The sequence below is a fragment of the Marinobacter sp. ATCH36 genome (genome assembly GCF_023555055.1).
Lineage (GTDB): Bacteria > Pseudomonadota > Gammaproteobacteria > Pseudomonadales > Oleiphilaceae > Marinobacter.
Genome location: NZ_JAMJPL010000001.1, coordinates 1468973 through 1494528 on the forward strand (window position 1 = coordinate 1468973; position 25556 = coordinate 1494528).

At 55.4% G+C, this 25556-nt stretch carries 33 protein-coding genes; 16 read left to right on the plus strand and 17 right to left on the minus strand.

Going from position 1 to position 25556, the window contains the following annotated elements; translation table 11 throughout:
- Nucleotides 1–3: 3 nt before the first annotated feature.
- The 7 genes from M8010_RS06640 to M8010_RS06675 all read right to left on the minus strand — a co-directional run bounded on the left by M8010_RS06640 (nt 4) and on the right by M8010_RS06675 (nt 6669).
- On the minus strand, nt 4–1293 hold the full coding sequence (locus M8010_RS06640; protein WP_250089782.1) for a lactate 2-monooxygenase: 1290 nt from the start codon (nt 1291–1293) through the stop codon (nt 4–6).
- An 83-nt stretch (nt 1294–1376) separates the two neighbouring features.
- Complete coding sequence (locus tag M8010_RS06645) at nt 1377–1904, minus strand: retropepsin-like aspartic protease family protein (protein WP_250089783.1); 528 nt, start codon at nt 1902–1904, stop codon at nt 1377–1379.
- Between the two features lie 252 nt (nt 1905–2156).
- The gene (locus M8010_RS06650; protein WP_250089784.1) at nt 2157–2642 is read right to left on the minus strand and encodes an MOSC domain-containing protein; all 486 of its coding nucleotides are present in this window, start codon (nt 2640–2642) and stop codon (nt 2157–2159) included.
- Between the two features lie 40 nt (nt 2643–2682).
- Entirely contained in the window at nt 2683–2991 is a 309-nt protein-coding gene (locus tag M8010_RS06655) for a LysR substrate-binding domain-containing protein (protein ID WP_250089785.1), read from the minus strand.
- The gene (locus M8010_RS06660) at nt 2972–3316 is read right to left on the minus strand and encodes a LysR family transcriptional regulator (RefSeq protein ID WP_250089786.1); all 345 of its coding nucleotides are present in this window, start codon (nt 3314–3316) and stop codon (nt 2972–2974) included. The genes M8010_RS06655 and M8010_RS06660 overlap by 20 nt, the downstream gene beginning before the upstream one ends.
- Nucleotides 3317–3720: 404 nt before the next feature.
- Nucleotides 3721–5616 (minus strand): hypothetical protein, encoded by a 1896-nt coding sequence (locus M8010_RS06670; RefSeq protein WP_250089787.1) that lies wholly within the window; start codon nt 5614–5616, stop codon nt 3721–3723.
- Between the two features lie 168 nt (nt 5617–5784).
- Nucleotides 5785–6669, minus strand: a complete 885-nt coding sequence (locus tag M8010_RS06675) for a LysR family transcriptional regulator (RefSeq protein ID WP_250089789.1) — start codon at nt 6667–6669, stop codon at nt 5785–5787.
- 25 nt (nt 6670–6694) lie between these two features.
- Between M8010_RS06675 and M8010_RS06680 the strand changes: the two genes are divergently transcribed.
- The 4 genes from M8010_RS06680 (at nt 6695) to M8010_RS06695 (ending at nt 8647) form a co-directional block, all read left to right on the plus strand.
- A complete protein-coding gene (locus tag M8010_RS06680; protein WP_250089790.1) occupies nt 6695–7015 on the plus strand; it encodes a DUF1127 domain-containing protein in 321 nt (106 codons plus the stop codon).
- Nucleotides 7016–7166: 151 nt separating this feature from the next.
- Nucleotides 7167–7664 carry a type VI secretion system PAAR protein gene (locus tag M8010_RS06685; RefSeq protein WP_250089791.1) on the plus strand — a complete coding sequence of 166 codons (498 nt, stop codon included), beginning with the start codon at nt 7167–7169 and terminating at the stop codon, nt 7662–7664.
- The gene (locus M8010_RS06690; protein WP_250089792.1) at nt 7657–7854 is read left to right on the plus strand and encodes a hypothetical protein; all 198 of its coding nucleotides are present in this window, start codon (nt 7657–7659) and stop codon (nt 7852–7854) included. Before M8010_RS06685 ends, M8010_RS06690 begins: the two co-directional genes overlap by 8 nt.
- A gap of 337 nt (nt 7855–8191) precedes the next feature.
- Nucleotides 8192–8647 (plus strand): metallophosphoesterase family protein, encoded by a 456-nt coding sequence (locus M8010_RS06695; RefSeq protein WP_250089794.1) that lies wholly within the window; start codon nt 8192–8194, stop codon nt 8645–8647.
- Nucleotides 8648–8933: 286 nt separating this feature from the next.
- Here the strand turns inward: M8010_RS06695 and M8010_RS06700 are convergent, their stop codons facing one another.
- Nucleotides 8934–9374, minus strand: a complete 441-nt coding sequence (locus tag M8010_RS06700) for a DUF3010 family protein (protein ID WP_250090150.1) — start codon at nt 9372–9374, stop codon at nt 8934–8936.
- 200 nt (nt 9375–9574) lie between these two features.
- Here M8010_RS06700 and M8010_RS06705 point away from each other — a divergent pair, with 200 nt between their 5' ends.
- Both M8010_RS06705 and M8010_RS06710 read left to right on the plus strand, forming a co-directional pair.
- Nucleotides 9575–9871 (plus strand): hypothetical protein, encoded by a 297-nt coding sequence (locus M8010_RS06705; RefSeq protein WP_250089795.1) that lies wholly within the window; start codon nt 9575–9577, stop codon nt 9869–9871.
- Between the two features lie 344 nt (nt 9872–10215).
- A complete protein-coding gene (locus M8010_RS06710; protein ID WP_250089796.1) occupies nt 10216–10512 on the plus strand; it encodes a hypothetical protein in 297 nt (98 codons plus the stop codon).
- A 42-nt stretch (nt 10513–10554) separates the two neighbouring features.
- Here M8010_RS06710 and M8010_RS06715 read toward each other — a convergent pair whose 3' ends face one another.
- Complete coding sequence (locus tag M8010_RS06715; protein WP_250089798.1) at nt 10555–12012, minus strand: pyridoxal phosphate-dependent decarboxylase family protein; 1458 nt, start codon at nt 12010–12012, stop codon at nt 10555–10557.
- 308 nt (nt 12013–12320) lie between these two features.
- Between M8010_RS06715 and M8010_RS06720 the strand changes: the two genes are divergently transcribed.
- Complete coding sequence (locus M8010_RS06720) at nt 12321–13097, plus strand: substrate-binding periplasmic protein (protein ID WP_250089799.1); 777 nt, start codon at nt 12321–12323, stop codon at nt 13095–13097.
- A 515-nt stretch (nt 13098–13612) separates the two neighbouring features.
- Nucleotides 13613–13921: a hypothetical protein gene (locus M8010_RS06725; protein WP_250089801.1), complete on the plus strand. Its 309-nt coding sequence runs from the start codon at nt 13613–13615 to the stop codon at nt 13919–13921.
- Nucleotides 13922–14034: 113 nt separating this feature from the next.
- Here M8010_RS06725 and M8010_RS06730 read toward each other — a convergent pair whose 3' ends face one another.
- Nucleotides 14035–14253: an RlmF-related methyltransferase gene (locus M8010_RS06730; RefSeq protein ID WP_250089802.1), complete on the minus strand. Its 219-nt coding sequence runs from the start codon at nt 14251–14253 to the stop codon at nt 14035–14037.
- 106 nt (nt 14254–14359) lie between these two features.
- On the opposite strand from M8010_RS06730, the gene M8010_RS06735 reads away from it, so the two are divergent.
- Nucleotides 14360–14686 carry a 5'-nucleotidase gene (locus tag M8010_RS06735; protein ID WP_250089804.1) on the plus strand — a complete coding sequence of 109 codons (327 nt, stop codon included), beginning with the start codon at nt 14360–14362 and terminating at the stop codon, nt 14684–14686.
- 222 nt (nt 14687–14908) lie between these two features.
- Here the strand turns inward: M8010_RS06735 and M8010_RS06740 are convergent, their stop codons facing one another.
- Nucleotides 14909–15253 carry a PBPRA1643 family SWIM/SEC-C metal-binding motif protein gene (locus M8010_RS06740; protein WP_250089806.1) on the minus strand — a complete coding sequence of 115 codons (345 nt, stop codon included), beginning with the start codon at nt 15251–15253 and terminating at the stop codon, nt 14909–14911.
- Nucleotides 15254–15454: 201 nt separating this feature from the next.
- On the opposite strand from M8010_RS06740, the gene M8010_RS06745 reads away from it, so the two are divergent.
- Complete coding sequence (locus M8010_RS06745) at nt 15455–15865, plus strand: hypothetical protein (protein ID WP_250089807.1); 411 nt, start codon at nt 15455–15457, stop codon at nt 15863–15865.
- 210 nt (nt 15866–16075) lie between these two features.
- Complete coding sequence (locus M8010_RS06750) at nt 16076–16381, plus strand: hypothetical protein (protein WP_250089808.1); 306 nt, start codon at nt 16076–16078, stop codon at nt 16379–16381.
- 185 nt (nt 16382–16566) lie between these two features.
- Here M8010_RS06750 and M8010_RS06755 read toward each other — a convergent pair whose 3' ends face one another.
- The 4 genes from M8010_RS06755 to M8010_RS06770 all read right to left on the minus strand — a co-directional run bounded on the left by M8010_RS06755 (nt 16567) and on the right by M8010_RS06770 (nt 19307).
- A complete protein-coding gene (locus tag M8010_RS06755) occupies nt 16567–17169 on the minus strand; it encodes an IMPACT family protein (RefSeq protein WP_250089810.1) in 603 nt (200 codons plus the stop codon).
- 44 nt (nt 17170–17213) lie between these two features.
- Nucleotides 17214–18224, minus strand: coding sequence for a low-specificity L-threonine aldolase (gene ltaE, locus M8010_RS06760; protein ID WP_250089812.1), 1011 nt, complete (start codon nt 18222–18224; stop codon nt 17214–17216).
- A gap of 179 nt (nt 18225–18403) precedes the next feature.
- Nucleotides 18404–18949 carry a nucleoside 2-deoxyribosyltransferase gene (locus M8010_RS06765; protein ID WP_250089814.1) on the minus strand — a complete coding sequence of 182 codons (546 nt, stop codon included), beginning with the start codon at nt 18947–18949 and terminating at the stop codon, nt 18404–18406.
- A 106-nt stretch (nt 18950–19055) separates the two neighbouring features.
- Nucleotides 19056–19307, minus strand: a complete 252-nt coding sequence (locus M8010_RS06770) for a hypothetical protein (protein ID WP_250089816.1) — start codon at nt 19305–19307, stop codon at nt 19056–19058.
- A 134-nt stretch (nt 19308–19441) separates the two neighbouring features.
- On the opposite strand from M8010_RS06770, the gene M8010_RS06775 reads away from it, so the two are divergent.
- From M8010_RS06775 to radD, 4 genes are all read left to right on the plus strand, one after another.
- Nucleotides 19442–19663: a DUF4177 domain-containing protein gene (locus tag M8010_RS06775; protein WP_088827196.1), complete on the plus strand. Its 222-nt coding sequence runs from the start codon at nt 19442–19444 to the stop codon at nt 19661–19663.
- A gap of 3 nt (nt 19664–19666) precedes the next feature.
- Nucleotides 19667–19924 carry a membrane protein insertion efficiency factor YidD gene (yidD, locus tag M8010_RS20105; protein WP_502846193.1) on the plus strand — a complete coding sequence of 86 codons (258 nt, stop codon included), beginning with the start codon at nt 19667–19669 and terminating at the stop codon, nt 19922–19924.
- Nucleotides 19902–20276 (plus strand): TM2 domain-containing protein, encoded by a 375-nt coding sequence (locus M8010_RS06780; RefSeq protein WP_250089818.1) that lies wholly within the window; start codon nt 19902–19904, stop codon nt 20274–20276. The genes yidD and M8010_RS06780 overlap by 23 nt, the downstream gene beginning before the upstream one ends.
- A 103-nt stretch (nt 20277–20379) precedes the next feature.
- Complete coding sequence (gene radD / locus M8010_RS06785; RefSeq protein ID WP_250089820.1) at nt 20380–22149, plus strand: DNA repair helicase RadD; 1770 nt, start codon at nt 20380–20382, stop codon at nt 22147–22149.
- A 53-nt stretch (nt 22150–22202) separates the two neighbouring features.
- Here radD and M8010_RS06790 read toward each other — a convergent pair whose 3' ends face one another.
- Both M8010_RS06790 and M8010_RS06795 read right to left on the minus strand, forming a co-directional pair.
- Entirely contained in the window at nt 22203–23243 is a 1041-nt protein-coding gene (locus tag M8010_RS06790; RefSeq protein WP_250089822.1) for a M14 family metallopeptidase, read from the minus strand.
- Nucleotides 23240–24724 (minus strand): glutamate-cysteine ligase family protein, encoded by a 1485-nt coding sequence (locus tag M8010_RS06795; protein WP_250089824.1) that lies wholly within the window; start codon nt 24722–24724, stop codon nt 23240–23242. The genes M8010_RS06790 and M8010_RS06795 overlap by 4 nt, the downstream gene beginning before the upstream one ends.
- A 102-nt stretch (nt 24725–24826) precedes the next feature.
- Between M8010_RS06795 and M8010_RS06800 the strand changes: the two genes are divergently transcribed.
- The gene (locus M8010_RS06800; protein ID WP_250089825.1) at nt 24827–25306 is read left to right on the plus strand and encodes an FKBP-type peptidyl-prolyl cis-trans isomerase; all 480 of its coding nucleotides are present in this window, start codon (nt 24827–24829) and stop codon (nt 25304–25306) included.
- Nucleotides 25307–25556 lie beyond the last annotated feature (250 nt).

A 25556-nucleotide genomic window follows, 5' to 3' on the forward strand; every position in this document is an offset into this window, starting at 1 on the left:
TTCTCACTTCACCATTCGGTGCAAAGCTTCGGGCGTGATTTCGCTTATGGACTTGCAGCCGGAAAGCCCCATGGTCAGCTCGAAATCCGTTTTCAGGTTGGCAATCACTTCCCGCACCCCGGCTTCGCCGGCAATCGCCAGCCCGTAGACCCAGGGCCGGCCCAGGCCGACGGCGGTGGCGCCCAGGGCAAGTGCCTTGAAAACGTCGGCGCCGGTGCGGATGCCGCTGTCCATGATGACCGGAATCCGGCCGGCAACGGCTTCAACCACCGCTGGCAGGGCCTCGAGGCTGCCGATGGCACCGTCCACCTGGCGCCCGCCGTGGTTGGAGACGATGATGCCGTCCATGCCATGGTCCACCGCTTTGCGGCCGTCGTCCGGATGCTGGATGCCTTTCAGTACGATTGGCAGGTGGGTGTGATCACGCAGCATCTTCAGATCGTCCCAGGTTAACGAGGGTTTGGAATAGACGGCGATAAATTCCTGCACTGCCGCCATGGCCTTGCCGGAACTGATGCCGTCCAGGGCACCGCCGGGCCAGGACTGGCCGATCTGTTTGAGGGTTTTGAGCGTTTCCAGCGACAGCTTGGGCCTGGCCATGTTGACCTGCTGGCTCGGGTTTTTCAGACTTTCCAGAAAGACCGGGTCGCTGGTGTACTGGGCAATGCCTTTGCCCCTCAGGAAGGGCAGGTAGGCCAGATCCAGATCCCGGGTGCGCCAGCCCAGCATGGTGGTGTCCAGGGTGACCACGATGGCTTCGCAGCCACAGCGTTCGGCCCGGGTGACCAGGCTTCGCACAAGGTCGTCGGATTTGCTCCAGTAAAGTTGGAACCAGCGCGCGCCGTCGCCCATGGCGTCGGCTACCTTTTCCATGGGCTGCGATGCCTGGTTGGAAAAGATCATGGGTATGCCTTCGGCTGCGGCAGCGCGGCCAACGGCCTGGTCGGCGTCACCGTGGGCCATTTCCAGCACGCCGATCGGGCTCAACAGGAAGGGGCTGGGCAGGGTTCGGCCGAACAGGTTAACGCTGGTGTCCCGTTTGGATACGTCGTTTAGCATGCGCGGAACAATGCGCTGGCGTTCAAAGGATTCCCGATTCGCGCGCATGGTGCTTTCCAATCCGGCCCCGCCGGCAATGTAGGCGTAGGCCTCCGCGCTCATGGCATCGCAGCCCTTGCGTTCAAGCTCGTGAAAATCCACCGGTACCAGCGGTTTTTCGCCGCTCAGGCCTTTGCTGTAGATGTCCTGCTGGCGGTTGATGGTCGGCGCTCGGCGACCGGGGCTGTTGTCCATGGTGGTACTCCGTTGTTGTGGGGTCAGACCCCAATACATTTGGTGCTGCAAAACGACATGGGGTCTGACCCCCTTACGCCATTTCAACGTTTTTCCTGGCTCAGGGTGAGAACGCCCGATTGTTGGGAGAAGTTAAGCTGTCCAAGAACGCTCATTCCCAGCAGCACCATGTTGGGGTCCATGGCGGGGTTGATGGTGCCGGATACATTATTGAACGTGATATCGCCCAGGCGGAGTTCCTGAATGGTCGTGCTCCACACCTTTACTGTGCCAGCCGCGGTGCGTGCAAGGCCGGACTGTTCCCGGGTAAGGCCTGCTTTTTGGGCGACAGATTCTGAGACTGACACGGTTGTGGCTCCGGTATCCAGAATGAAGGTGACGTCCTGGTTGTTGATGGTGCCGTTTGCCAAATAATGGCCCTGGCGGTTGGCCTGTAGTTCAATTTCAGTGGAGCTGCCGCGGGTTTGGCTGACCAGTTGCTGGTTAGGGTTGTTCTGTCGGGAGTCCCAACCGCTGATTAAATACGCCACAGCAGCGAGAAACACAGCCCAGAAAGCGGCGAAGTAAAGTAAGTATCGGATTTCGGGTTTGATGATGCCAGATTTACTCATCCCATTCCTTGTCGTGGGCCGCTTAATAACGGTATCAACTCTAACTTATTCTGCAATTAGTTCCCTTTTTTGAATTTTGCTTTGCAATTGCCGCTCATGCACATCGTACAGTAGTGCTCACGGTCCTCGTGTTTGGTGCCCTCTGCGATAGTGATGCCGCAGCCGTTGCAGAGCAGGGTCGCAACGTCCCCGTTAACTTTTACGATTGCGTGTTCATAATTCATAAGTCGAACCTTGTCGCACATTGTTTCATTAGATCTTCACCTTGTCCCCAAGTGCCAGTTCACCCCCTTCAACCACCCGCGTAGTAATTCCCCCATGTCCGCGCATGGCGTTATATCCACCTGGCCCTAGCGCGGTCTCCATTTTGCTGCACGGATGGCATAGCCCGGTGTATTCCAGCACCACGCCTCCAATCTGGAACCTTTTGCCCTTCAGGGCCAGCAGGTTCAGGCCAGAGACCACGATGTTACGCCGGAAAATCTCGGGATCAACGGCCTCCCGTTGCAGGCAGGAAACGATAGCGTACAGGTGCTCTTTCTGGATCAGTGTCACCTGTCGTTTGCTGGTTTCGCGGCCTTTGAATCGGTCGCCTTCCAGGCCTTTGCCTGGGATGACCGTCACGCTATCGAGCGCTGTCATCGGTTCACCACGGGCAGGGCGGATGCCGATCCATTCCACGCGACCGGATTGGGGCAGGGTGTCTAGAAGGGTTTGAAGTGGGGTTGGTTCGGGCATCGGCAGATTCCTGTGCGCAGAGTCTCTTGTGGGTATCGAATCAGGTTTGGGTAGTTCGATTAAGCGCATGGCGAATGTAGTCCGCCATAGTGTCGGTAAACGCTTTTATCCGGCTGACCCGGCGAAGATCCGGATGAATCAGTATCCACAGTGGTACGGACAGTTCGGGCAATGGGTTTGTCAGCCTTTTGAGATAAGCGTCGGAATCGCCCAGGTAGCAGGGCAGTACTGCCACTTCTGAGCCGTTTCGCACGGCCGTTTGCATTCCCAGCATTGAATCCACGCGATAGTTGCATTGGCCATCAAGGCCATGTTGCGTCATCCAGGTTTCAAGCGCGCTGTCTCCCATGTGTTTGTCGGGCCCAATCCAATTGCACTCCGGCAGTGTTTGCAGGGGGGTATGAGCGTCCGGCCAGGCGGCGTTCAGCGCCCTTGATGTTGGCTTCGACCTGCTGTGCGACGGCGGCAATATCTTCCCCCGCTGGAGTGGGTGTATAGCCAGTCCGCGACCGTTCAAATAGCGCCACACCCAGCCGTTTTTCTAAGTTGCCGAGCCGCCTGAAAACCGTGGCATGGCTGACCTTCAGCCGCCGACCCGCTCCGGACAGGGTGCCGGATTCCGAAATTGCCCAAACGATTTGCAGATCATCCCAGCGGATAGACTGTTCATCCATGCAAATGAAACTCGCAGTAATTTGGAATTCCTGTGTATTTGATAACAGCATAGGCTGTTGTGAAAAGGGTGCAACAGGAGTGACGGGTTATGAATGTGTTAATTGTGCTGGCTCATCCAGAGCGGGCCTCGTTCAACGGCGGGCAGAGCAGGACTACTTCGCGCCTTTAACCGAGCAGCGGTCACACTACGATCGCGGCCATTTCCGGGGGAAAAAGGCAGTGTGCTCTGTAACCACCGGCTCACTGGAACAGGCGTTCATGCCCTTTGGCCGGGCTGGCAATATGGTGGAGTGGTTGTGGCCGATGCACTCGTCACTTTGCTACGTTGGGTTTGATGTTCTGGCGCCCCTAGAGCGGATCGCGATCTCCGTGGGGTCAGACCCCAATGTGCTAGACACGAAAGTCACCGTAGCAGCCGCCCCAGCACCTTCTCGATCCGTTGCACAGGTTGGCGCCATTTTACGTAGAGATCGGCCTGAGGCGGTTCGGCCGGAATGGCAGTGACATCCCCCAGGTGCCGGGTGTGCCTGGCCGAGGTGCCCAGGTATTCCAGTCGCTGGCGATCAGCGCCATAGTTGCTGCAGAGGAAATTGATCATGGATTCGGTGAGCGGCAGATGATACAGCTGGGTCAGCCGGGTGGCGATCAGCTCCGCCGCGGGCCCCAGGTTTTCCTGTATCTCCTTGGCGGCAGCGGTGCCAAGACCGGCCTTGGCATCGGCACTGAAGCCGGTTTCCAGGCCTTCCAGATAAATACCATTGCTGCTGTCAATCGCCCGCTGGACCGCAGGGTTCTCCAGTTCCACCAATGGTTCCAGAATCAGTGCCAGATGAACGCCCAGGCGCTTCGCCCTGTCCACCGGCAGGGGCTCGCCCCGCTGCAGGATGCCCTGACTGCCCTTGGTGATCTGCATTTCATCCAGGTACCGGCAGAAGCCCTCCGTAAGGGCCAGCTTCTGGTGGTCTTCCAAGGCAATGGTGCTCTCCCGAATCAGCAGGCCCTGGCGTCGCTGGCTGCGGTTACCGGCAGCAGTCTCGGGTAACTGGCGCTGACGCAGTCGTTCCCAAACTTTCAGGGCCCGGACTTTGGCACGATAGCTTTCTTGCAGACGATCAATAGCCTGGCGTGTCAGCCTGGCGTAACGCAGGGCCCGGCGCAGGGCCTCGCGCGTGACCGCATCCCTCGCGAGAGCTGAGCGGCGCCCGGTTGACTCCGCCAGCAGTTGTCCCAGATCGGCGTTAGCCTGGGCCAGGCGCTGATCCAGGCTCATGCCCGCAGCATCCGGGGCAGGAGCGACAAGACCGGTTTCGGTCAACAGCGAGTTAAAATCGTGCAGGCGCTGTTGCGCCGAAGCCCGAACCTGTCGGTAGTCGCTCTGGGTACGTTCCATTTGATCCAGAACCCGGGCCAGTTTCCAGTCGCCCGCATAGTCGATGGTCAGCCGGGTGATGCGGCGGTTATTGAGCAGCTCGAACGTCAATAGCAGCAGCTCTTCCACGTCCGTCAAGGACATGAGAGACAGATCGTCATAGTGGGCAGCGGCAAAAATCTGGGCAATAAAGTTACGATTCCGGGGAATGCCCGCCTCCTGAGACGGCGCAATCCCCTGCAGGCGCTGTTCCAAAGCCTGGAATACTAAAGGCGAGCTGCCCCGGAAAGCGGCAATGGCAACGTCCCGCCGCGCTGCGCTGTGCCTGACCCAGTCTTCCACCCGGCTGTGCATGCCGGCCCGGCGGTAAATCTCGATACGCTGGGCAATCTCCGCCAGATCCCGGTCGCCGGTCAGATCCTCCACGGCCATGGCAATGCTGCTGGAGCCCACATCCAGCTTGCCCAGAAGGATAAAGGCGGCTTCCCGCTGGCGCTGGTCGTCCGGCAGTGTGGCCAGATGCAGGTCACGCATGGTGAACATCAGGTCCGGAGCCATATCCAGAGTGCGGGTGATGTTGGCTTTGGCCCTGGCCTGGCGTTTGCCGCGTATGGCGTCGGCGGCGACACGGGCAACCAGGCCTATGGTGGCCGCGAGAACCACGTAGATGGCAAAGAAAACATAGGTGGCAACCGAGGCGGGCTCGCCGTAACCCAGGTAGGATCCCCCTTGCATTGCCAGGAAAGTAACCGGGCCAGCGGTCCAAAGCAGTTGCAGCAAGGTCAGCGTCCATGGCACTTTTCGGGTGCTGGCGGCCATGTCGTCGATGCGGCTGCGTCCGACCCGCTCCAGGTTAACCTGGGAACCGCCGCTTTCATCCCGGGGTTGTCCGCGGGGCCGAAACCCGCGGGGTAGAAAGCGCCTGATCATAAATCACCTGAACTTCGGTACTGTTGGCAGCGTACACTAAACCCTTCGCGGGACCGGAGCCAGATCTCAGGGGCGACAGCACGGTAATCCCTTAGACGCGAGGGCCGTTGTCATATCCGGATTCACCCCCTTCAATAACCCGAGGAAGCTCCCCCGGGCACAGGGCACCTATGGCTGCCACCCACTGACAATCAGATCAAACATCGCCCGTAAATCCGCCCGCTCGTAGCTGCGAACGCCGCACACCAGGCTCAGATCCGTCTTGAGAGCGGGTTCTTCAAAAATTCGAATCGCCCCCCGTTGTTGTGATTGCAGCGCAAATTCCCGCTCTACCAGACCAAACCCCATACCAGATTTAACCATGACTATGGTTGAGTACTCATCATCGGAGCTGGTGGCTGCCTCTGCTATGGTTGCCCGGCGACCGAGCAATTCCCCCATGAAGCCAAAAAATGGGCAGTCCTGGTTGGGCCAGATCCAGGGAAGACGCCGGCGTGCGTCGAAGTCATCCGGAAGCGTGTCGATGCTGGCATCTGCCGGCCCTATAACGGCTACCTGCACTGGAGCGAGTGGCACAATTCGGAGCCTTGCATCCTTCCAGTTTCCGTAGACATAACCCAGGTCCAGGTCATCAGAAAGTACCTGCTCGATGATCTGTGCCGATGATCGGGTCCTCATTTCCACATTCAGATGCGGGAGGGCGGTTGTTTTCAGGCGCAGCACCTCATCGATCCGGAGGTACTCGGGCGGCGAGTTCAAACCGAGACGAATCGTTGCCTGTGGCACGGCGCGCAGGGTGAGTGCGGTGTTGCGCACGCTCTCCACCGCAGAGAACACCTGGCGTACCGGCGCCAATAATTGTTCGCCGGCCGCGGTCAGGGACATGCCTTTCTTGCTCCGCTCAAACAGCAGCACCTGCAATTCGTCCTCGAGTTGGCGAAGGTGCTCGCTCACGGCAGACGGTGTTGAGTGTCGGCGCGCGGCTGCGCGAGTCAGGTTGGATTCCTCTGCGACCAGGAGAAATGACTTAAGTCTGTCCAGTTTTATGTTCATATTTTCAGAACACCAGGTTCATATAATGTCCATGGACGACCTTTATCAGGCCATCGACAATGGCTTCATTGTAGTCATCGTTCACATTTACAGGAAGATAAAAATGAAGCTTGAATCCACTTTCCAGCTACGCTGTATGTCCGCAGACATCAGCAGCCAGCATGCAAAACCTAATCTTTTCAAACGGACCCGGGACACACTGAGGTTCTATGCGCAACGTTGGAACCGGCGGTATCGGCTGAGGCAGTCGCTGTACGAGATGGATACGCAACTGATCGAAAAGGATATTGGAGTGCCCTACGGCAGTTTGTCGGAAGAGGCCCATAAACCTTTCTGGCGTGATTGAAGCCGCCTTTTGGGAGACTCTGATAGCTCTCAGGTTTCCTGAACTGGAACTTGGGTATTACGGCATCTTTGTTTACCATAAACGCATGAGGTGCCAGTGACGGCCCCCTGAAAAAAATGGATGATTCTTCAAGGACAGAAGGAACAAAGGAATGAGCAAGAAAGTTGTGCTGTTGGGTGATATGGGAACTGACCACCAGGGGTTCCCGCCCACTCCGGTAACTGCCGGTTCCCCCGATGTACTGATTGATGGCAAGCCTGTCGCCCGCGTTGGCGATCCACTCGCGCCGCACTCCAAGCCTAAGCATCCTCCCCATCCGCGAGCTATCGCCGCTGGTTCGGCAACCGTGTTGATCAATGGTATTCCTGCAGCGGTGACCGGTGGTGCGATTTCGTGTGGGGGCGTTACTATCGGCAGTGGCAGTGTTGTTATTGGTGACACATATACGTCCGCGCCGTTTTCCGGCGTTTCGCCGGCACCACCTAAGGCTGCTCGGCGGGCGGAGGCATCTTTTGCGCGCAGTGCTGATGGTGGGCTCGCGGAATCCCCAGGTTCCAAAGGGTTCGCTCGCGGGGTGGATAGCGTACCTGCTGGCGGAGCGGGTGGTGAGGCCGCAGGCGAAATCCTGAGAAGGTCTATTCATGAGTGATGAAAAATTGACGTTGCTGGCTGAGATTACGATCGTGGCCGCTCTGGGCATTGCTATCATTCTGCTTTTATTGATGGTTACGCTGTTTTCCGAAAAACTGTGGAAGTCGAACGGCGAATTGCAACTCCAGGCAAGCAACTGGATGAAATCCGTAGCATCTGGGGAAACGGGCCGATCGGTCGCTGGATGAGGGTGATGCATGTATACGCTTTCGTGGTTTTCCGACACATTCCACGAATAGGACCCCGTATCGAAACCAGAATGGGTGATGAGAGCGAACCTTTGCCGCTCTCGTTGAAATTGTGGGTGGTGGTACCCTTCACCGTTTATGCTGTTCTTATGTTTTTGTTTTTCTTTTCAGGTTGGTATCTGGGAGCGTTGGATTAGTGGGTGTCAGCACAGGAGGCTCTTTCACCATATGTACCTGAGCTGACGGGCTCTGATTTCGAAGCGTTTTTGGAGTCTCGTGATAAAGAAGTTTTCCAGGATGTTCGGAAAGAGCTCGAAGTGTTAGAGAGGGCGTAACCATGCAAATCGGAGTGATCGCAGACACCCATAGCAAAATGCGTCCCGAGGCCCTGGCCGCATTGAAAGGTTCGGACGTGATCCTTCATGCCGGTGACGTGGGGCGAGACGAGGTTCTGGATGCGCTGGAGGCGATCGCCCCTTTGGTTGCGATCCGTGGCAACATCGACAAGACAGGCCGCGCAGCGAATCTTCCGGATGTTCAGGATCTGGAATTCCTCGGCCACTCCTTCTACATGCTCCACGACGTCAAAACCCTCGACATCAATCCGCAAGGCCGTTACCGCGTGGTAATCGCCGGGCATTCCCACAAACCCCGTAACGAGTGGATCGGCGACGTGCTCTACTTCAACCCAGGTGGCGCCGGGCCCCGGCGCTTTACTCTGCCGATCACCGTGGGGCGGCTGCAGGTGAGTGAAGACGGTGTGGTTGGTGAGATTATTGAGTTGCCGGTTTGATCAGTTGGGAAACCGGGACAGATGTATTTTCTGCTTTAACTCATCTAGCCGTTAGAAAGGACTCTATGCTCAAAAAAGCAAGGAGGAGCTCATGGCCAGACAGACCGGGCCGAACGCCCTGGCCCTGTTGGGTTTTCCCGGATTTTCCGGTTTTCTTGTGGCTGACGAGTGCGAGATGGACGAAACCGATCGGGCTTTGCTGGAGCGGGTTCTAAGCAGAAGTTACAGCTGGTCGGCGGTTGGCGAAAATATCGCTGGGGGTCAGACCCCAAGAAAACCAACGCTGTCAGTTGTGACGACCTTGCAGCTGCCCTACATAGGCTGTGATAAAGGCGGCTTCCTGAAAGGCCTTCAAACCTGTATCGGCAAAAGCAATTGGCAGCGGGTTGGATGCCAGGGTGGACTTAATCAGTGCCGGGGGCAGCATGGTCACCGTCAACTCCGTGCCGGTGATCAGTTGAATGGCCGCTTCCATTTTAAAGCTGATGGCACCACCGGCAAATTTGCCTTTTGGCATCCGCTCTTTGATCGCGACACTGGTGATCCCGCGTTCGGCCATTAACTCCGAAAAGGCCGCCTGGAAACGCTTCAGATCTTCACGGCTGTGGTTTTTCGGCAGTGACAGTTTGCGCACCTTGCACTCCGGCAGGTTGAATTGCCCCCTGTCCATATTCAGCAAACACACCACCGCATCACTGCCAGTCAGCTCAACCCCGCAAACAATCATAACCATTGTCCTCTTTGTCCCGGTCGCCGGGAGGAATCTTTTAACACGCTTGCGGAAACGGTGATATAGGCAGATATCATTGTTACAAAACTCATAAGGTGCAGAATGAAAGACTGATTTCTCTTTCACATCTGACTGATTGAGAAAGGCAAAACAAGGATGTTCGCATAACTCTGTGGGGTCAGACCCCAGTGCATTTGGTGCGCAAAACGACGCTGTCTGACCCCAAGAAAACCGGGACAGATCTATTTTTAATAACAATCAGAGCGACAGGCCCTATTATGCATGTGGATAAAGCAAAAAAGCGTATTGCTAAGCAGGTTAAGAAGGGCTTTCATGGCAATCCGTTAATTTCGCTGAAGTACTTTGGTAAAGAGCACTTTGGTAAAACGCCGGATTCAGCCACCCAGGTCGTTGTTTCATTTACCGAGGGAAAGGGCGCGGATGCCAAAACGGTGATCGAGATCGACGGCATTTCCACGCTCAATGAAAACTGACGTTTTAGCGCCATGACGGCTAGTATTTCTATCCAGAAAAAACGCGCTATTTAATAGCAAGTTTATGCCCATGCTACCTGTTTTTACGTATTGTTTTCGTCAGTTTCTACAAAATGAGGAGTGTCAACTTTGCTTGCAAGTAATATTTTGCAATTAGATGTGATAAGGCCCTGTTTTTAATAGTTAATGTAATTTAACGAACAATCTCTATAAATTAGTATGAATGCCCTATTTTTAACTGTTTTAATATAGTTCGATTGTGGTCTGATGCTTAAATTAAACAAAAATTCTATATCATTCCTAGTTTATAGATGTATGTTTAAATTAAACACAGAGGATTTGTTATGAATACTTACACTATTTTTAGAGAGGTCGATTCGCTAATTTCTGTTGTTGAAGCCATGGAGCGTGACCTCTCCACTAGCACTTTCGACACGATGAAAATCGTTGCAGACGAAGTGCCGTATTTTCGCTTGGAGCGGGTTCAGAGCTGGGTAGAGAGCAAAAGCGATTCGTTCTTTCAGTTTGTTCGCACCATCAACAGAAAAGCAGAGAAGGTTTCTGGAAGCTATGTTGAATTCATCAAGCCTGCTTCTCGTGGGTCCTACATGCCCGTTGGTATCGACGTTGATGATGTCTGATTTGAAATAACAGGGTCAGGTCTTGTACCTTGTCGTCGAGTGCTAGCGCCCGGGCTCCAGTTCAGCGCCAATCCTTAACACCGCCTCGAGCAATCCATCCACCTGGTCCGGCTCGGCGCGTGCTCCGATGTAGCAGGGGCGCAGCGCCAGTTTCCCCTGCACCCGGGTTGTACTCGGCATATAAATGTTCTCCCGCACCAGGCGGCGGTGCAGGCGCTGGTTGAACCGATCAAGGTCGGCGATCTTGGGCGAGGTATAGCGGAAACAGCAGATCGAAAGGGTGGGCTCGGCCAACATCTCCAGGTTGGGGTGCTCATGGACCAGGAGCGCCAGGCGGCGGGCCATCGCGTTGTGGCGTTTAACCCGCTGACGCAACCCCGCCACCCCGATCTCCCGAATCAGCGCCCACACCACTACGCCCCGGCTCGGGGAACTGAGTTCGGCGCCGAAGTCAAAATAGGGAATGCCGAGATCATCGAGCGAATGCTCGACTTGCGCAGCTACCTGGTTCTGCTCGACAGAGCCTTCCAGGTAGTCGGCGGGTTCCTGGGTGAATGCCCGGTAGAGCAGCTGGCGGTCGCGCACAAAGGTAGCCGCCACGCCGACTGCCGCTCCCAGCCACTTGTGCGGATCGACGATGACCGAATCGGCCAGGTCCAGCCCTTTGAACTGCGGTTTGACTTCCTCATCCAGAATGCCGGGCAGGCCATAGGCTCCATCGACATGGAACCAGATTCCGTTTTCCTGTGCGATCTCCCCCAAGGCCTGGAGCGGGTCGATAGCGCCGGTATTGGTCGAGCCCGCATTGGCGACGATGGCCATGGGGAGAATACCGGCGGCCTTGTCCTCGGCCAGCGTTTTTGCCAGAGAGTCAACCCGCATGCGCCCCCCGGCGTCACACTTGATCAGCCGCACCGCGCTTCGCCCAACCCCCAAAACCCCGGCTGAGCGCTGAATCGTGTGGTGGCATTCCGCGCTGGCGTAGATACCCACTGCGCGATTGACGCCGGAGGATGCCGGGTCATGGTTAATCTTTTCGAAGGCGGACTGGCGCGCCCCACCCAGGGCAATCAGGTTCGCCACCGATCCTCCGCTGCTGTAGACCCCGAGCATCGGCCCGAGCCCGAACATCTGGGCCAGCCACTGCAGGGAGAGCTCTTCGAGAAAGTTGAACGCGGTGTGCATGTAGCGTTGTGGTGAGGCAACATTGGCCGCTGTCGCGGCCAGGATGGCGGCGCTGGTGGCGCCGGTGGTGATAAAGGAACTGAACCCCGGGCGCGGGACCGGCGAGCCGTTTGGGATGACCTGCTCAATGAGGTCCCGCGTCACCTGTTCGATGCCGACTCCCAGTTCGGGGAGCGGAATGTCGAGGAACTGGCGCCAGCGCTGACCCGGATGCATGGCGTCGGGATGTTCAAAGGTCAGATAGCTGTCCAGTCCCGCTCCAACTTGTTCCAGCAGACGCTGCAGATTTCCGGTTTCGGCCAGTTCGGTTGACATATCGACCTCCACATCATCTCGGTTAACGCTACAGGATGAGGGTTTCTACTGCTGCTGCGACGCCTGGCGAAGGAACCTTTCAACGATAGTCCTGTTCTGCAAGGAAACCAAGTCACCGGCTGGTACAATTATTCAGAGGTTGGGGTCAGACCCCAAGAAAACCAGGACAGATCTATTTTCTGTTTTCGGTTCCATAATCGCAGAATGCGACGTAGAGTTGCCGCTCAGGATCAGAAAGTGTCAGCCGCTTTAAAACCGCTCGTGGAAACGGGGTAGAACCCGAGGTAATCTTGGTAAATAAGCTTTTTTTGAAAGGATTTGCGGAGCTGTTGTGCATCGCGTTCCTGATTGTGTTCCTTGCTTTTCCCAGTGTATCGAGGGGAAGCAGCAAACTGACATTCGCGTTCAGCGAAGCATCACCGCCTTACAGTTCCTCGTCTGGCGAAAGGGCTGTCGGGCTGTTTCCGGATTTGGTGCAGTTGGTGTTCAGTTTTATCCCCGACTACACCACGGAAAATGTGGTGTTGCCCTGGTCGAGAGCGCAGTACAACGTCAGACTTGGCCTCAACGATGGCCTTCTCACCTATCCGTCGAAGGAGCGACGGGGCTACGCCATCTTTTCAGCGATGCCGCTCTTCACGCGGGATTTCGGCCACCTGGTTTACTCGGCTGACAACCCCAACATAGACCTGATCGAATCGGCTACTAGCTTGACTGACTTGTCCAGTCTGACGGTGATCGGCGAGAAGGGCTCCAAATGGGAAGAGGACAACATCCCCGACTATCTGGAACGTGTACCGGGCCAGCACATGAGCGCGATGATGCATCTTCTTATGCTTCGGGAGGCCGGAGATTTTATGGTGCAGCCCGCTGAAGATGCCCGATTCAGCGCTCGAAAACTTGGTTATTCGAAGAAACTGAAAGTTCGCAAGGTCGATTTCATCCCGAATTCCCAGATCCCTTTTCACATTGGTGTTTCGCGGAAGCTTCCGTCCGCTGCGGAGGTGATCAATCAGGTTGATGCGGTCATGCAGAGTCCCGAATTCCAGTCACAACTGAAAACTCTGATCGAAAGCTATCGATAACGCGGCTAAAATCCGGGACAGATTCATTAATCGACCGGGCTTATGGTTTATATAGAACATTATGCACAGTCGTTTTGACCCGGAGCCCGAAGTGATTAAGCCCAGTTGTTACAGCTGTCGGAAAAAGTTTGAGCCATCTGAGCTGAGGCTTTCTTACTCGAAGAACTACTGCGAGCGCTGCGGCGTTGGGTTGTTTGGTGAGGATTACTTCAGCTTCGCCAGAAAGCCCGCCCCAACTACCCAGAAGAACCTGGCTGTCCATCTTGCAGTGCTTCTTTTCGGGGTTGCTTGCTTGTTGTTATGGCTTTCGACAGGCAGGTCGTGACGGCTCGAGCCTGCCAAAAACGAGATGTCTTGCCCGTGAGCGTTTTGTGACCTTTCCTTTACAGACTTTTTACCGGGCCGTGACGGCCTTGTGAGGTCACCAGTGCACTCTGCATTCTGACGCCGCCGGCATGTTATCCATGGGCTCAGCGACGTCGAACATTGAATGTTTCCGACAAGGAGAATGCATAATGAAAGCCCTGACAACTACACTGCTTGTTGTTGGCACCACCTTGATCATGATGGCTCCGGCCCATGCGGACGAAATGGATAAGGACGGCATGGGTGCGGAAAAGAAGATGATGCATGACGACATGAAAGACGATGGCATGAACAAGGACACAATGCAGACCGACTCCATGCATGACGATATGAAAAATGAAGGCATGATGGATGATGGCATGCACGAGGAAATGAAGGATGGCATGAAGAAGGGAAACATGGACAAGGAGACCATGGAAAAGGACATGATGTCCGACGAGGAAAAAGGGCCAATGTAATGGCCGGCCGGTTGTCACCGGCTGATCAGGCCGGTGATGATCGGCCAGTAGCTGCCGCCGAACGGTATTCGATGGCCTCGGTTTGGATAATCATGCGCCACCTCGGGAGCGGTTCAGATGAATGTCCAGGCCAATACCCTTGTAATCTTGTTTCCCTGCTTCATCTCGATTTCCCGAATATCAACTGCACCGAGCTTACGAATCAATTTCTTTGCAGGCTTAACATTGTCGGCTTTTGAAATCAGGCTGTTGAACCAGCGACATTTATCGAGCAGCTTGATGCTGGGCTGTTCATGCCCAGGCCCGGTCCCAAGCCCAAATAGATCCGCCACGTAATGAATATAGTCGGCTCTGCCCGGGGTTGGAGGAAAACCGTGACAGATTTATTTCCGTGCATAAGAAATAGCGCACAGCTGAAATCACCCATAAGGATTTTTCATGCCCTACGATTTATCGGATACCTTGGAAGTCGGCATCTCAGCAACGGCGTTGTTTGATCTTAGCGAAGCAGATTCCGTATTTCGCGGTAAGTTCGAGTCCAATTGGCTCAAGCCTGGCACGGGCTTTTATCTTGTGAAGGCGCTTCTTTCCCTGAACGACGGACCTTACGCAACGCTGCTTCGGAAGTTGTCGCGTTTGCAGGATCGGCTTCCTCACAAGGTCGACTTTTCACCCGTTCGCGTGGCCATCATCACCGCAAGAAATAGCCCGGCTGAGATTCGGGTCATCAAGACCCTGCGCCATTGGGGGGGTGTATGTGGATGAGATCTTCTTCGATGATCAGGATGTGCATCTGGAGCCTGCAGCCAGATATACGCCTGCAGGGAAGGTGCCTAATAGGTCCGGGTCGCCGCTCAAGGGTTCTGAGAAAAACTAGAAAACCGAGAAAGCCGGTACAAATCTATTTTCTGAGTACACACTTTCAGGTGCAACGACCGTGCGGATGCCCTACATAGGCGGCGCTAAAGGCCGCTTCCTGAAAGGCCTTCAGCCACAGCACTTCTTGAATTTGATACCACTACCACAGTTGCAGACGTCGTTGCGGGCGGGCGATTTTACCGTGGTTACTGTCCCCCCTTTATCTAGCAGAACGGTGAGCTCATTGATGGATTCAACGGCGCCCTCGCGGTTATCAACTGAAATATTCGCGTGCAGTTTCGCCCTGGCCACCTGTGCCTCAACCTCCTGCTTGCGCGCTTCACTGGTAACTACCAGCGTCAGCGGATACTTCCTGCTGCCACTCTTCTGGCTGGCGTTGGTCTGAAAGCCGCCGTAAGCGGTGTGATGCTGGCGTGCGTCCTGCCGACCCTTGAAGAAAAATTTATCTGACATGCTGATATCCTGATGGGGAGAGTGCCCAGGCTACTGCCGGAGGAATCTTTTAGCATGCTTGCGGAAACGGTGATATAGGCAGATATAACTTTCTGAACCGGCCTGGGCAACAGGAAACAGCAGAGATGTGTTCGCGTCGATCAGATTCCATTGAATAGATCAGTCTCAGTTTCGGATGAACTCGCTAACAGGAACACCTTAATGACATCGTCCAGTGAAAATGTTCGGAGCCCCTGGATCAGGTTTCTCGCGCATCTGTTCGTGATCCTCGTGGCCTGGACCATCTTTATCAAATACCTGTTCCCGATCGGCTTTGCGCTGGCCAGCAATGAGGGCTGGGCAACCTATATATACTGGGACCTGTGGCCGGTTGCACACCTCTGGCTGGCCTGGACGTTATTGGCGAGGCCATGGTATGCGCGCCTGCTGGCCATTGGCATGTCTGTGGTTGAGATCCTGATCATCACCACTCTGTTCATTTGGTTCCTGGCGGAGCCGGAGTGGTCAATCTGGCGCACGAACTGGTTTGTGAATAAGGTGTTTGTTCTGACAGCGTTTGCTCTGGTGTTGAGTACGGCACTGTTCCGGCCTGAAACCCTGAAGGCGCGCTAGAGCTCTCTGGGAAATTCCCAAAAGCAGCAGCCTTTAATGCGCTAACACTGAGATGCTTACCGGAGTGGGTGTCGAACGACATGGGGTATGACCCCAAGATAACCGGGACAAGTCTATTTTTAGAAGGATTTAACGGGATAGAATTGGCGAATGGTATTTACTGGGTGCTCGTATGACACCCAAATAACACGCACAGCGACAGGCCCTATTATGCATGTGGATAAAGCAAAGAAGCGTATTGCAAAGCAGGTTAAGAAGGGCTTTCATGGCTATCCGTTAGTTTCGCTGGAGTACTTTGGTAAAGAGCACTTTGGTAAAACGCCGGATTCAGCCACCCAGGTCGTTGTTTCATTTACCGAGGAAGAGGGCGCGGATCCCCAGAAGCAAACGTTTGTGAGTGGCGGTGATGCCCGGGAAGATGAAACGATTCAATCCACCCTCCTGAAAATTATTGAGCGGGCGGATGCCAAAACGGTGATCGAGATTGACGGCATTTCCACTCTCAATGAAAACTGACGCTCCGAAACCGGGACAGATTCATTAATTGACCCGGAGCCCGAAGTGATTAAGCCTAAGTGAACAGAACAGCGGTAATTAATAGCAAGAGCCTGCACCTCGTCGCCGACCACCACTCCACGCGGCCGCATTGGGGGAGGGTGTATAGCAGGGTTTGAAGTGGGGTTGAGGCAACCATGGGCGCCTCATGTGAGTGTCAAACCCAGCTTATGGGCATCGCAGAAAGACTCGAACTCTGCCATCAGGTCTTCCGGCACCAACACCAGGGCATGAACGGAAGCGCCATACTCCACCGACTCTACCGATGCACCATGGACCTCGCACCAGTGGCGCAAGGGTTGCTCGTCCTTGAAGGACAGACTGACATGCGCATCGATCATTGGCTGCTGAACCACACGTTCAACTGCAGATAGCACACTCTCTGTCGCCCCGGCATAAGCCCTCACCAATCCCCCGGCGCCGAGCTTGATACCGCCAAAGTAGCGGATGACCATCACCAGTACATCACCCATATCCTTGTGTTGAATGACGTTCAGAATCGGCTTGCCAGCGGTTCCGGAAGGCTCGCCATCATCATTCATGGCTGCCTCGGTAGCAGAACCGGGGCGGCCAATCTGGAAGGCCCAGCAGATATGGCCGGCGTCTGGGTGATCGCTGTGAGCCTGTTTTAGCCAGTCTTTTACTTCGTCCCGGGAGTTCACGGGCGCGACCCTGGCGATAAACCGGCTTTTCCGCACTTCCGTTTCGCGCTCAAGGTATCCGGCAGGGACCGGGTAATCTTTATTCATGAAACTCTCCGACTGCAGGGGCCACGCTTCCCCATGGCGGCCTCTTAGAGCTGATAGAACCGCCTGATTGCATCCAATAACTGGTCTACATCCTGGCGGTTGACATCCAGATGCGTCACGAAGCGAATGGGGTCTCCCGCCGTGATCAGGATGCCCTGGTCAGCCAGGTAGTCGCGCAGTTGCGCGGCTTTTCCGGTTTGGCAGCGGGCGTAGACGATGTTGGTCTGGGTGCTGGCGGGGTTGATCTCCAGCTGCGGGATTCCAGCCAGGCCAGCGCTCAGGTATTCGGCGTTTTCGTGATCTTCAAATAGCCGCAGTGGCCCGCTCTCCAGGGCGATTCGCCCGGCAGCGGCCATTATGCCGGCCTGGCGCATGCCGCCACCCACCATCTTACGCAGCCGTGTTGCCCGCTTGATAAAGGCTTTCGAACCCATCAGCAGCGAACCGACAGGCGCGCCCAGACCCTTTGAGAGGCAGACGCTGACCGAATCATAGTGTCTGGTTATCTCGGTGACATCACAGTTGGATTTCACCGCTGCATTGAACACCCGGGCGCCATCAAGGTGCAGCAGCAGGTTGTGGTCGTCGCAAAAGGCGCGGGCCTGGCGCTGGTAGTCCAGTGACAACACTTTGCCGCCGATGGTGTTTTCCAGTGAGAGCAGGCGGGTTGTGGCGAAATGAAAGTCGTCGGCCTTGATGGCAGCTTTGGCTTTCTCAAGGTTGATGCTGCCGTCCGGCTCATTGTCGATGGGTTGCGGTTGAACGCTGCCGAGTACGGCGGCGCCGCCACCCTCGTAACGGTAGTTGTGTGCCGACTGGCCGCAGAGGTATTCATCGCCCCGGCCACAGTGGCTCATGATCGCCAGCAGGTTGGCCTGGGTGCCGGTGGCGGTAAACAGCGCCGATTCGAAGCCCAGCCGTTCAGCAGCCCAGGCCTGCAAGCTGTTAACGGTTGGGTCGTCACCGTAAACGTCGTCTCCTACCTCGGCGCTGGCCATGGCCTCGCGCATTTCAGAGGTAGGGCGGGTTACTGTATCGCTGCGGAAATCGATCATGAGGGCGGTGTCTTGTGGATGGTGTCTGGGAATCTTGAGCCTGAAGAAAATCTGATTCAAGCTTAATACTACTCGGCGGTGCGTTAACAGGTCCCTTCCTTTTGAGGAGCGCATGCTTCTCACGGGCCGTTTTTCCTGGCAGCTCGCTCTGAGCGTTTTGTTTGTCAGTGTCAGCAGGTTCAGGCATGAGCAAGCGCCTGCACACAGAGACGGAACAGCTTGGCCGAGAAAAATCGGTGTTCGCCTTGTTGATCTGCCACGAACAGCTGGCCACCGGAATCGTTGATGCCGCCTTCTATCATCAGGTTGTCACTCATCCCGAAATCCTCAATCGTATGGCCCAGTTTATCCCGTTCGGTTGCGCCGGCGCGTTCGCGATAATGCTGGCTGTCCAGGGTGAATCCGAAGGCGGGTTTGCCCTGGCCGATCATGTAGCCGATTTCGAACACGGTGCCAGGGTCGGCGCTGATGCCGCGAAAGGGTGTGAGGTTGGCAATGATGGCGTCGCAGCTGTCCATCAGTTCGCGGTTGGCCTGGTATATGTGGTGGCCGCGATCGGGTTTAGCCTCGTCATCTGAAAACGTGAGCGCCGTATCCAACGGGTCCACGCCTTCAAATCCGACTTCCTGGAGCAGGCGTTTTTTCTCGGCCACTATGGCCTGGTGTTCTTCGGCCGGGAAGAAGACTTCGGGGCCGGCAAGGTAGATGCGTTTCGGCTTTGCCATGGGCGTTACAAAACTCCTGAGGCGTCAAACGAAAGAGTGATTTTTGTTTCAGGTCATAACGGCGCCTCTGGGTCCACGCTGCACCTCGTTCAACGAGTTGAAAGCTTCATCCAGTTTGACTGAGTGCGCTTCCGCGCCGCCAAGCAGTGTGGAGACAGGGAGGAAGGCCCTCAGCAAAAGCCGCCATATAATTGGGGCCGTAGGGGCACACCTCACCATAGCCCTCCAGCCCCGTGTCTGTTGAAAGGGCAACAACCGTCGTCTCGAATCCCTGGTGGGAGCGGCCGCCAGCAAAGGCATAGGCTTTTCCGGTATATTCCAGATGCGCCGTGTATACCGCCATTCGCTCGATGCGCATAAGCAACTCCGCCATTACTGGAACCGTTATGATACAAATTTAGTTTACAGGTGTATGAATAGATAGCTGTTTCAGGTCGGATTGTTTTCTACTGATCGGGCCCGGCCGATTTATTTTTCGTCAAAGGAGATGTTATGACGGCTCAACGCTTTACCGAATACAAGATGGTCCATATCTCGGAGGGCGGCTGTGGCACATTGCTGCTCGGCTCCTCCGGCTTGCCTTTAAAAAAGATTGAAGCGGAATTAAACCGCTACGCTTCCGAAGGTTGGCAGGTTGTATTCCAGGTTCTGGAGATGAAGCGCTTCTGGCTGTTTTGGCAGCGTGAATCTGTGATTGTTACGTTGGGACGTTAACAGGTGCTGAACACTCTAGCTCTGAAGGTCATCGGTTTTTATCGTCGAACGGGTGGTGGCACTCGGTGGTTTGGCATCGACTGCAATTTCGAACCGAGTTGCTCTGCCTATTCTGAGGAAGCTATCCGGCAATTCGGTCTTCGCAAAGGGCTGGCATTAACGTTTCACCGTCTTCGAAGGTGCAACAGGCCTGACGCGATCTGTAAATGCATCGAGCCGGTCACCTGGGATAACGAGCATGCTGAAGCAAGAGGAAGTTGATGCCGAGGAAGAGTCGCTCAGAAAGGCGGTTCGAGAGCTGTCAGAAGAGCAGCGGGCAGAATTCTATCGGCAAGCCGGGAAAACAGTTAAGGATCCGGATACCTACGCCGCATTGAACTGGTTTTTTATCACCGGACTGCACCATTTTTATCTGGGGCGCTGGCAATGGGGGCTGATGGACCTTGGCGCTCTGCTGGTGGCAGTTGGGTGTTTCTTGGCTGGTTTGATTTGGCCGGGTGTTGCCCTGCTTGTGATCGTTTATTCCTGGGAGTTGTGGCAACTGTTCAGGTCCCAGATTATCGTCCAGGACAGGAATAACCGGCTTTATCGGGAATTGTTGCGTCGCTATTAACTAACGAAAACAGGGACAGATTAATATTTTGCTCACGGTTATCGGCAACCGCGTTTGCTAGTATGGCCACCTCTTCATCCTGAAAACGATTAAGCCCTGCAAAATGAATGTTCCCTTCAAACTGCGGCCCTACCAGCAGGAAGCGGTTGATGCCACGTTAAGGCATTTCCGCCAATCGGATGAATCTGCCGTCATTGTGCTGCCAACCGGCGCCGGTAAAAGCCTGGTCATTGCCGAGCTGGCCCGCCTTGCCCGGCGCAAGATTCTGGTGCTGACCCATGTAAAAGAACTGGTGGAGCAGAATCACGCCAAATACCAGAGTTACGGGTTAACTGGCGGCATTTTCTCCGCAGGGTTGAAGCGTAAAGAAAACCAGCATCAGGTGACCTTTGCCAGTGTGCAGTCCGTGTCGGCGAATCTGGATCAGTTCAGGGGTGAATACTCGTTGGTCATCATCGATGAGTGCCATCGAGTCAGTGGTGATGAAACCAGTCAGTATCAAAGGATCATCGAGCTACTGCGGCAGCAGAACGACTCCCTCAAGGTGTTAGGGCTGACCGCGACTCCCTATCGTTTGGTCATGGGCTGGATCTATCGCTATCACTACCGGGGCTTTGTTCGTAGTGAAGAGGACAAGCCTTTTCAGCGCTGCATTTATGAACTGCCGTTGAGCTATATGATCAATCGGGGGTATCTCACCAGGCCCGAGTTGGTGAACGCGGCGGTGGCGCAATACGACTTCTCCTCGCTGGCCCAGGACCGCTTTGGTGAATATGCGGAGAAGGACGTCAATCAGCTGCTGAGCAAGCACAAGCGGGTGACTCGGGCCATCATTGAGCAGGTGATGGAGCTGGCCGCTGAACGTCAGGGGGTGATGATCTTTGCGGCAACGGTGGATCATGCGCGGGAGATCACCGGCTATCTGCCGGAACACCAAACCGCCCTGGTTACTGGCGGTACCGATCTGAACGAACGGGCGGTACTGATTCAGCGCTTTAAACAGCGGCAATTAAAGTATCTGGTCAATGTGTCCGTGCTCACCACAGGCTTTGACGCACCCCATGTGGACCTAATCGCTATTCTTCGGCCCACCCAGTCGGTCAGCCTGCACCAGCAGATCGTGGGCCGCGGTCTTCGTCTGGACGAGGGTAAACAGGATTGCCTGGTGATCGACTACGCGGGCAACCATGTGAATCTGCATCACCCGGAGGTGGGGGAGCCGAAACCGAACCCCGACAGTGAGCCGGTGCAGGTGTTCTGCCCGAGCTGTGGTTTTGCCAATATCTTCTGGGGCAAAACCGACAGTGAAGGCCTTGTTATTGAGCACTACGGGCGCCGTTGTCAGGGGCTGCTGGAGTCTGAAGACGAGGGCAGGGCTGTAGCTCAGAGCGGGCGCCCTGAGCAGTGCGATTACCGATTTCGTTTCAAGGAGTGCCCACACTGCGGTAGCGAGAACGATATCGCGGCCCGTAACTGCGGGCAGTGTCAGAACGCCATCATCGACCCGGATGATCAGCTAAGAGATGCGCTGAAACTCAAGGATGCCATGGTGATTCGCTGCGCCGGCATCACGCTGGGTGTCGATGGCAGCAAACTGAGGGTCACCTATCACGGTGAAGATGGGGAGGAACTCAGCGAGTCGTTTGATTTCAGCAAGCCCTCACAGCGCGCCGTTTTTAACAAACTGTTCGGCCGTCGTTTCGCCAATAGCCAGGCCCCGAAAACGTTCAGCGGAGTTGATGAGCTGATTGAGAGTCAGGCCCTGTTGCCGGCACCGGATTTTGTGATTGCCCGCAAGCAGAAGCACTACTGGCAGGTGCAGGAAAGGATTTTTGATTATCAGGGTCACTATCGGAAGGCGAATGAAGCGTAAAGCCTATTAGGACTGTCGAAAAACCATTTTTTCTTTTTTGGATTCTTCGGGTTCTAGAAAATGGGTTCGCCCGTTGCTTTGACCGCATAGAACAGACAGTCACTCTTCGCAATAACCGGGTTGGTGGTAATCATAAAGGCTTTGATGGCCTGGGCGGGGTAGATCTGTCCATCCTCGACTCGAAGAACCTGCTCCATGTTCTCGGTCCGGTTGTGACCTATCGCGTTGAGTATGCTGAGGCCCTTTTTTCCGATCCATCCCAGAGGCTCATCTGGGGAAACAATTCCAAAATTGCGGTGTTCGATGTCTGGCGGAAACGTCAGGTCAGCGTGACCGGTCGGCTCAAGGCGATATTCTATGGTCGCTTCGGGGGCCAGCTCCACCCGGATCGGATTTCGCAGTACCGCGACATCCCACTCTGCTTCTTCCAGTGTCAACACGTCGGGTCTTGAGGTATATCGAACGAGACCCTCGTACGCCAGTTGATGAGCTTTATCATCCTGCCCCCCACCACACTCTATGGTCACCGTGGGTACCTCCTGTTCGGAATATTCCATCAGCGCCCCCAGACGAAGATCCGTCATTATGAGGCGGTCGGTGTAGAGAGAGGTCAGCGCCTGATGTGCGGCGTCATTGGTGATGGTAACAGCGAAGGCCGGGCCTGTGCCTGAGGTGTTGTGTACGTCCAGCAGGCACTCAGGTTTCACTTTTTGAAGCTCGGCCAGCATGGCTTGTGCGATGGCACCTTCTTCCCCATCGAAAGGTTCTTTGAAACACCGGTTGAGGTCGCGCCCTGCGGGCAGCTGGCGATGTGAAAACGCGGGTAGAATCTTCGCGGGATAGACGCCCCCCAGGAGAAACAGCATGTTGACCCCGGGCGTGTGTTGCTCAAGTAGCCATCGATGAAGCGCAAACAGCCCCGAAGGCTCATTGCCGTGCAGAAGCGTTGCCATAGCCCGGGTACGGGAGCGGTCGCGACCGGTAACATGCACAACCGTGGGCTTGTGCAGTCGGTCCAGCCACTCAAGGGGGGAGCGACCGAGCGTCCGGGGTGACGGGTCATTCAGGTAATCGAGTACGTTTGAGTTGCTCACGGTGACAGTGTCCATTCATGGAGCGGGATGTTTTTCTTCTGGTTGGCCATGTAAAGAGCCAGCATACTCCGGAATGCCTCATCGGGGCTCAGGGATTTAAAAAAAGACTCAGTAATGTTGCGCTGCCACCGGGCGCCAGTCATGGTTGTTTCAATGCGGCCTTCGATAATTCCCAGCAGGCGGTGAATTTCCGTCTCGTCGACGTCTGTTCGTTTCAATGCTTCCCGGGCACGCGGCAGCAGCTCACGGGCCACGGTTAACAGGGGCGTATCCTGCAATTGAACCTGATCCCTGTGCGGCCAGATGATTTCTGCGCCAATGCCATATTTGGCTGCGCGGTAGAAATTGTGTTCGGTGTAATGGAAGGGCAGTATCGACGTCAGATGACCGATGTCATCGAGTACTGCCAACGCAGCCCCGATCACGAACAGTCCGTTCGCACACATATCAACGGCAGTCGGACCTGCAGGCATAGAGCGAATCTCGATGCGTAGATGACCGCCGTCTGCATGATCAAAGATAGCCCGGTTCCAGGGCCATGTGGTTCCCTGGTGCAGGCGCAGCTCGGCCAGTTTCGGCACCTCTCCACGATCAATGATGGCTATCGGGTCTTCGTCCGACATCACTGGAATGATGGGAGGATACAGCGAGGCTGAGGCCGCAAACAGTTCCCAGGCGCTTCGTGCCCAGCCGTTTCCGTAATAAACCCTGGGTGGGTGGCGCCAGTTTTTATGATTGGGGGATCGGCTGTCGATGGATTGCTTGAACAGCGCAATACGGGTTTCGTCCCAGAGGTGGTGGCCAAACAGGCTGGGCGAATTACTGGCCAGAGCCAGGACAATAGGCGTGACCAATTGGACCGCATTGAAATAATCGGCGAAGCGATGGGCGGGGACACGCCAGTGCAGCTGAAACGACGTATTTGCCCCTTCCATGTAGACGTCGTCGGCCTCCAGATCTATGACATCGTTGCCACCGATATGGATGCTGAATGGCTGGCCGCGTTGTTTGAGCAGCGCGTTGGATAGAGCATGGTAGCGGGGTTCGTCTGTCATCACATGCGCGCCCATATCGGACTGGCGAAGTGTGGGCAGAATGCCTATCGGTACCAGTTCGCCGCCCAGTGGTGCGGCGTGCTGATTGATTCGTCTAATGGCAGCGAGCAGCTCTTGTTCTGTTCTGGCAAACGGATCTCCCCTGAAATCCTGGGGGCTGAGATTGTATTCGAGATTGAAGCGGTTGAGCTCAACCGTCAGTTGGGGGTCCTGAACGCTGGCGGCGATTTCCGTGTTAATGGGGTGAACTCGCAGGTCAGGATTTACGATGTAGAACTCGACCTCGGCTCCAATAGAGCTCTCGCCCTCACCAAAGTCGGGCCGATCCAGAAGACGAGTAAGTGCTGCAAGGTCCGTTCGGACCTTGGCAGCAAAACGTTCAAAGTCTTTCGTCGAGAATTCTGTTTTTTTGATCGACAGTCCCACGGTAACGTCGTCTCTGGCGATAACTTACCTTGATAGTAGTCAGTTTTGTGAAAAACCGCAGCCGTTTATAATGGCGTACTTTAAACCGAAGCAGAGAACCCTATGCCAATCGAAAAGAATCAGGTGGTCCTGTTCCATTACAGTGTCAGTGATGAACAGGGCAACGTTGTTGAAGACTCCCGTACCGGCGAACCGAACGCCTATCTGCATGGCCACGGCGGTATTATCAAAGGCCTGGAAGAAGCCCTGGAAGGTCGTGGCGCCGGCGAAAGCTTCAGCGTCACCCTCGCTCCGGAAAAAGCCTACGGTCCGCGCAAGGCCGATGCCATTCAGCGCGTGCCGATCAAGCATTTGATGGGGGCCAAGCGCTGGAAACCGGGCATGATCGCCCAGGTGCAAACCGAGCAGGGCCCGCGCCATGTGCTCGTCGCCAAGGTCGGCCACAAGTTTGCCGATGTCGACACCAACCATCCGATGGCGGGTCGAACCCTGACCTTCGATATCGAAATCATCGAAGTACGTGCCGCCGATCCGGAAGAGTTAGCGCACGGCCACGCGCATGGGCCGGGTGCGCATCATTGAAGAGAAAACCGGGACCGATCTATTTTCCACAGTGATTTAGCGGCATGTTTTTCACCTGGATGGCCATGAGGCTGTGATATACGGCGCCACTCTGAAAAGAAATATTAGTAAAACCTTTTTTTGTCCCGAATAGGGTGTATAACAGTACCCAGCCGTGTGATTACGCGGTCTCTCCAAAAGCGCAAACCAAGCGCATTCAGATAAACTTCTGTGTCTTCGAAAACCACCTCGAACCTTCACAAAGCTTCCG

Coding starts and splice junctions, on each gene's coding strand:
- M8010_RS06710 (WP_250089796.1), top strand. CDS start 10,216: ATGAATACTTACACTATTTTTAGAGAGGTCGATTCGCTAATTTCTGTT.
- M8010_RS06725 (WP_250089801.1), top strand. CDS start 13,613: ATGAAAGCCCTGACAACTACACTGCTTGTTGTTGGCACCACCTTGATC.
- M8010_RS06695 (WP_250089794.1), top strand. CDS start 8,192: ATGCAAATCGGAGTGATCGCAGACACCCATAGCAAAATGCGTCCCGAG.
- M8010_RS06655 (WP_250089785.1), bottom strand. CDS start 2,991: ATGGGAGACAGCGCGCTTGAAACCTGGATGACGCAACATGGCCTTGAT.
- M8010_RS06660 (WP_250089786.1), bottom strand. CDS start 3,316: ATGGATGAACAGTCTATCCGCTGGGATGATCTGCAAATCGTTTGGGCA.
- M8010_RS06715 (WP_250089798.1), bottom strand. CDS start 12,012: ATGTCAACCGAACTGGCCGAAACCGGAAATCTGCAGCGTCTGCTGGAA.
- M8010_RS06750 (WP_250089808.1), top strand. CDS start 16,076: ATGCATGTGGATAAAGCAAAGAAGCGTATTGCAAAGCAGGTTAAGAAG.
- M8010_RS06770 (WP_250089816.1), bottom strand. CDS start 19,307: ATGCGCATCGAGCGAATGGCGGTATACACGGCGCATCTGGAATATACC.
- M8010_RS06685 (WP_250089791.1), top strand. CDS start 7,167: ATGAGCAAGAAAGTTGTGCTGTTGGGTGATATGGGAACTGACCACCAG.
- M8010_RS06800 (WP_250089825.1), top strand. CDS start 24,827: ATGCCAATCGAAAAGAATCAGGTGGTCCTGTTCCATTACAGTGTCAGT.
- M8010_RS06740 (WP_250089806.1), bottom strand. CDS start 15,253: ATGTCAGATAAATTTTTCTTCAAGGGTCGGCAGGACGCACGCCAGCAT.
- M8010_RS06780 (WP_250089818.1), top strand. CDS start 19,902: ATGCTGAAGCAAGAGGAAGTTGATGCCGAGGAAGAGTCGCTCAGAAAG.
- M8010_RS06765 (WP_250089814.1), bottom strand. CDS start 18,949: ATGGCAAAGCCGAAACGCATCTACCTTGCCGGCCCCGAAGTCTTCTTC.
- M8010_RS06735 (WP_250089804.1), top strand. CDS start 14,360: ATGCCCTACGATTTATCGGATACCTTGGAAGTCGGCATCTCAGCAACG.
- M8010_RS06650 (WP_250089784.1), bottom strand. CDS start 2,642: ATGCCCGAACCAACCCCACTTCAAACCCTTCTAGACACCCTGCCCCAA.
- ltaE (WP_250089812.1), bottom strand. CDS start 18,224: ATGATCGATTTCCGCAGCGATACAGTAACCCGCCCTACCTCTGAAATG.
- M8010_RS06670 (WP_250089787.1), bottom strand. CDS start 5,616: ATGATCAGGCGCTTTCTACCCCGCGGGTTTCGGCCCCGCGGACAACCC.
- M8010_RS06700 (WP_250090150.1), bottom strand. CDS start 9,374: ATGATTGTTTGCGGGGTTGAGCTGACTGGCAGTGATGCGGTGGTGTGT.
- M8010_RS06755 (WP_250089810.1), bottom strand. CDS start 17,169: ATGAATAAAGATTACCCGGTCCCTGCCGGATACCTTGAGCGCGAAACG.
- M8010_RS06675 (WP_250089789.1), bottom strand. CDS start 6,669: ATGAACATAAAACTGGACAGACTTAAGTCATTTCTCCTGGTCGCAGAG.
- M8010_RS06745 (WP_250089807.1), top strand. CDS start 15,455: ATGACATCGTCCAGTGAAAATGTTCGGAGCCCCTGGATCAGGTTTCTC.
- M8010_RS06775 (WP_088827196.1), top strand. CDS start 19,442: ATGACGGCTCAACGCTTTACCGAATACAAGATGGTCCATATCTCGGAG.
- M8010_RS06690 (WP_250089792.1), top strand. CDS start 7,657: ATGAGTGATGAAAAATTGACGTTGCTGGCTGAGATTACGATCGTGGCC.
- M8010_RS06680 (WP_250089790.1), top strand. CDS start 6,695: ATGTCCATGGACGACCTTTATCAGGCCATCGACAATGGCTTCATTGTA.
- radD (WP_250089820.1), top strand. CDS start 20,380: ATGAATGTTCCCTTCAAACTGCGGCCCTACCAGCAGGAAGCGGTTGAT.
- M8010_RS06645 (WP_250089783.1), bottom strand. CDS start 1,904: ATGAGTAAATCTGGCATCATCAAACCCGAAATCCGATACTTACTTTAC.
- M8010_RS06640 (WP_250089782.1), bottom strand. CDS start 1,293: ATGGACAACAGCCCCGGTCGCCGAGCGCCGACCATCAACCGCCAGCAG.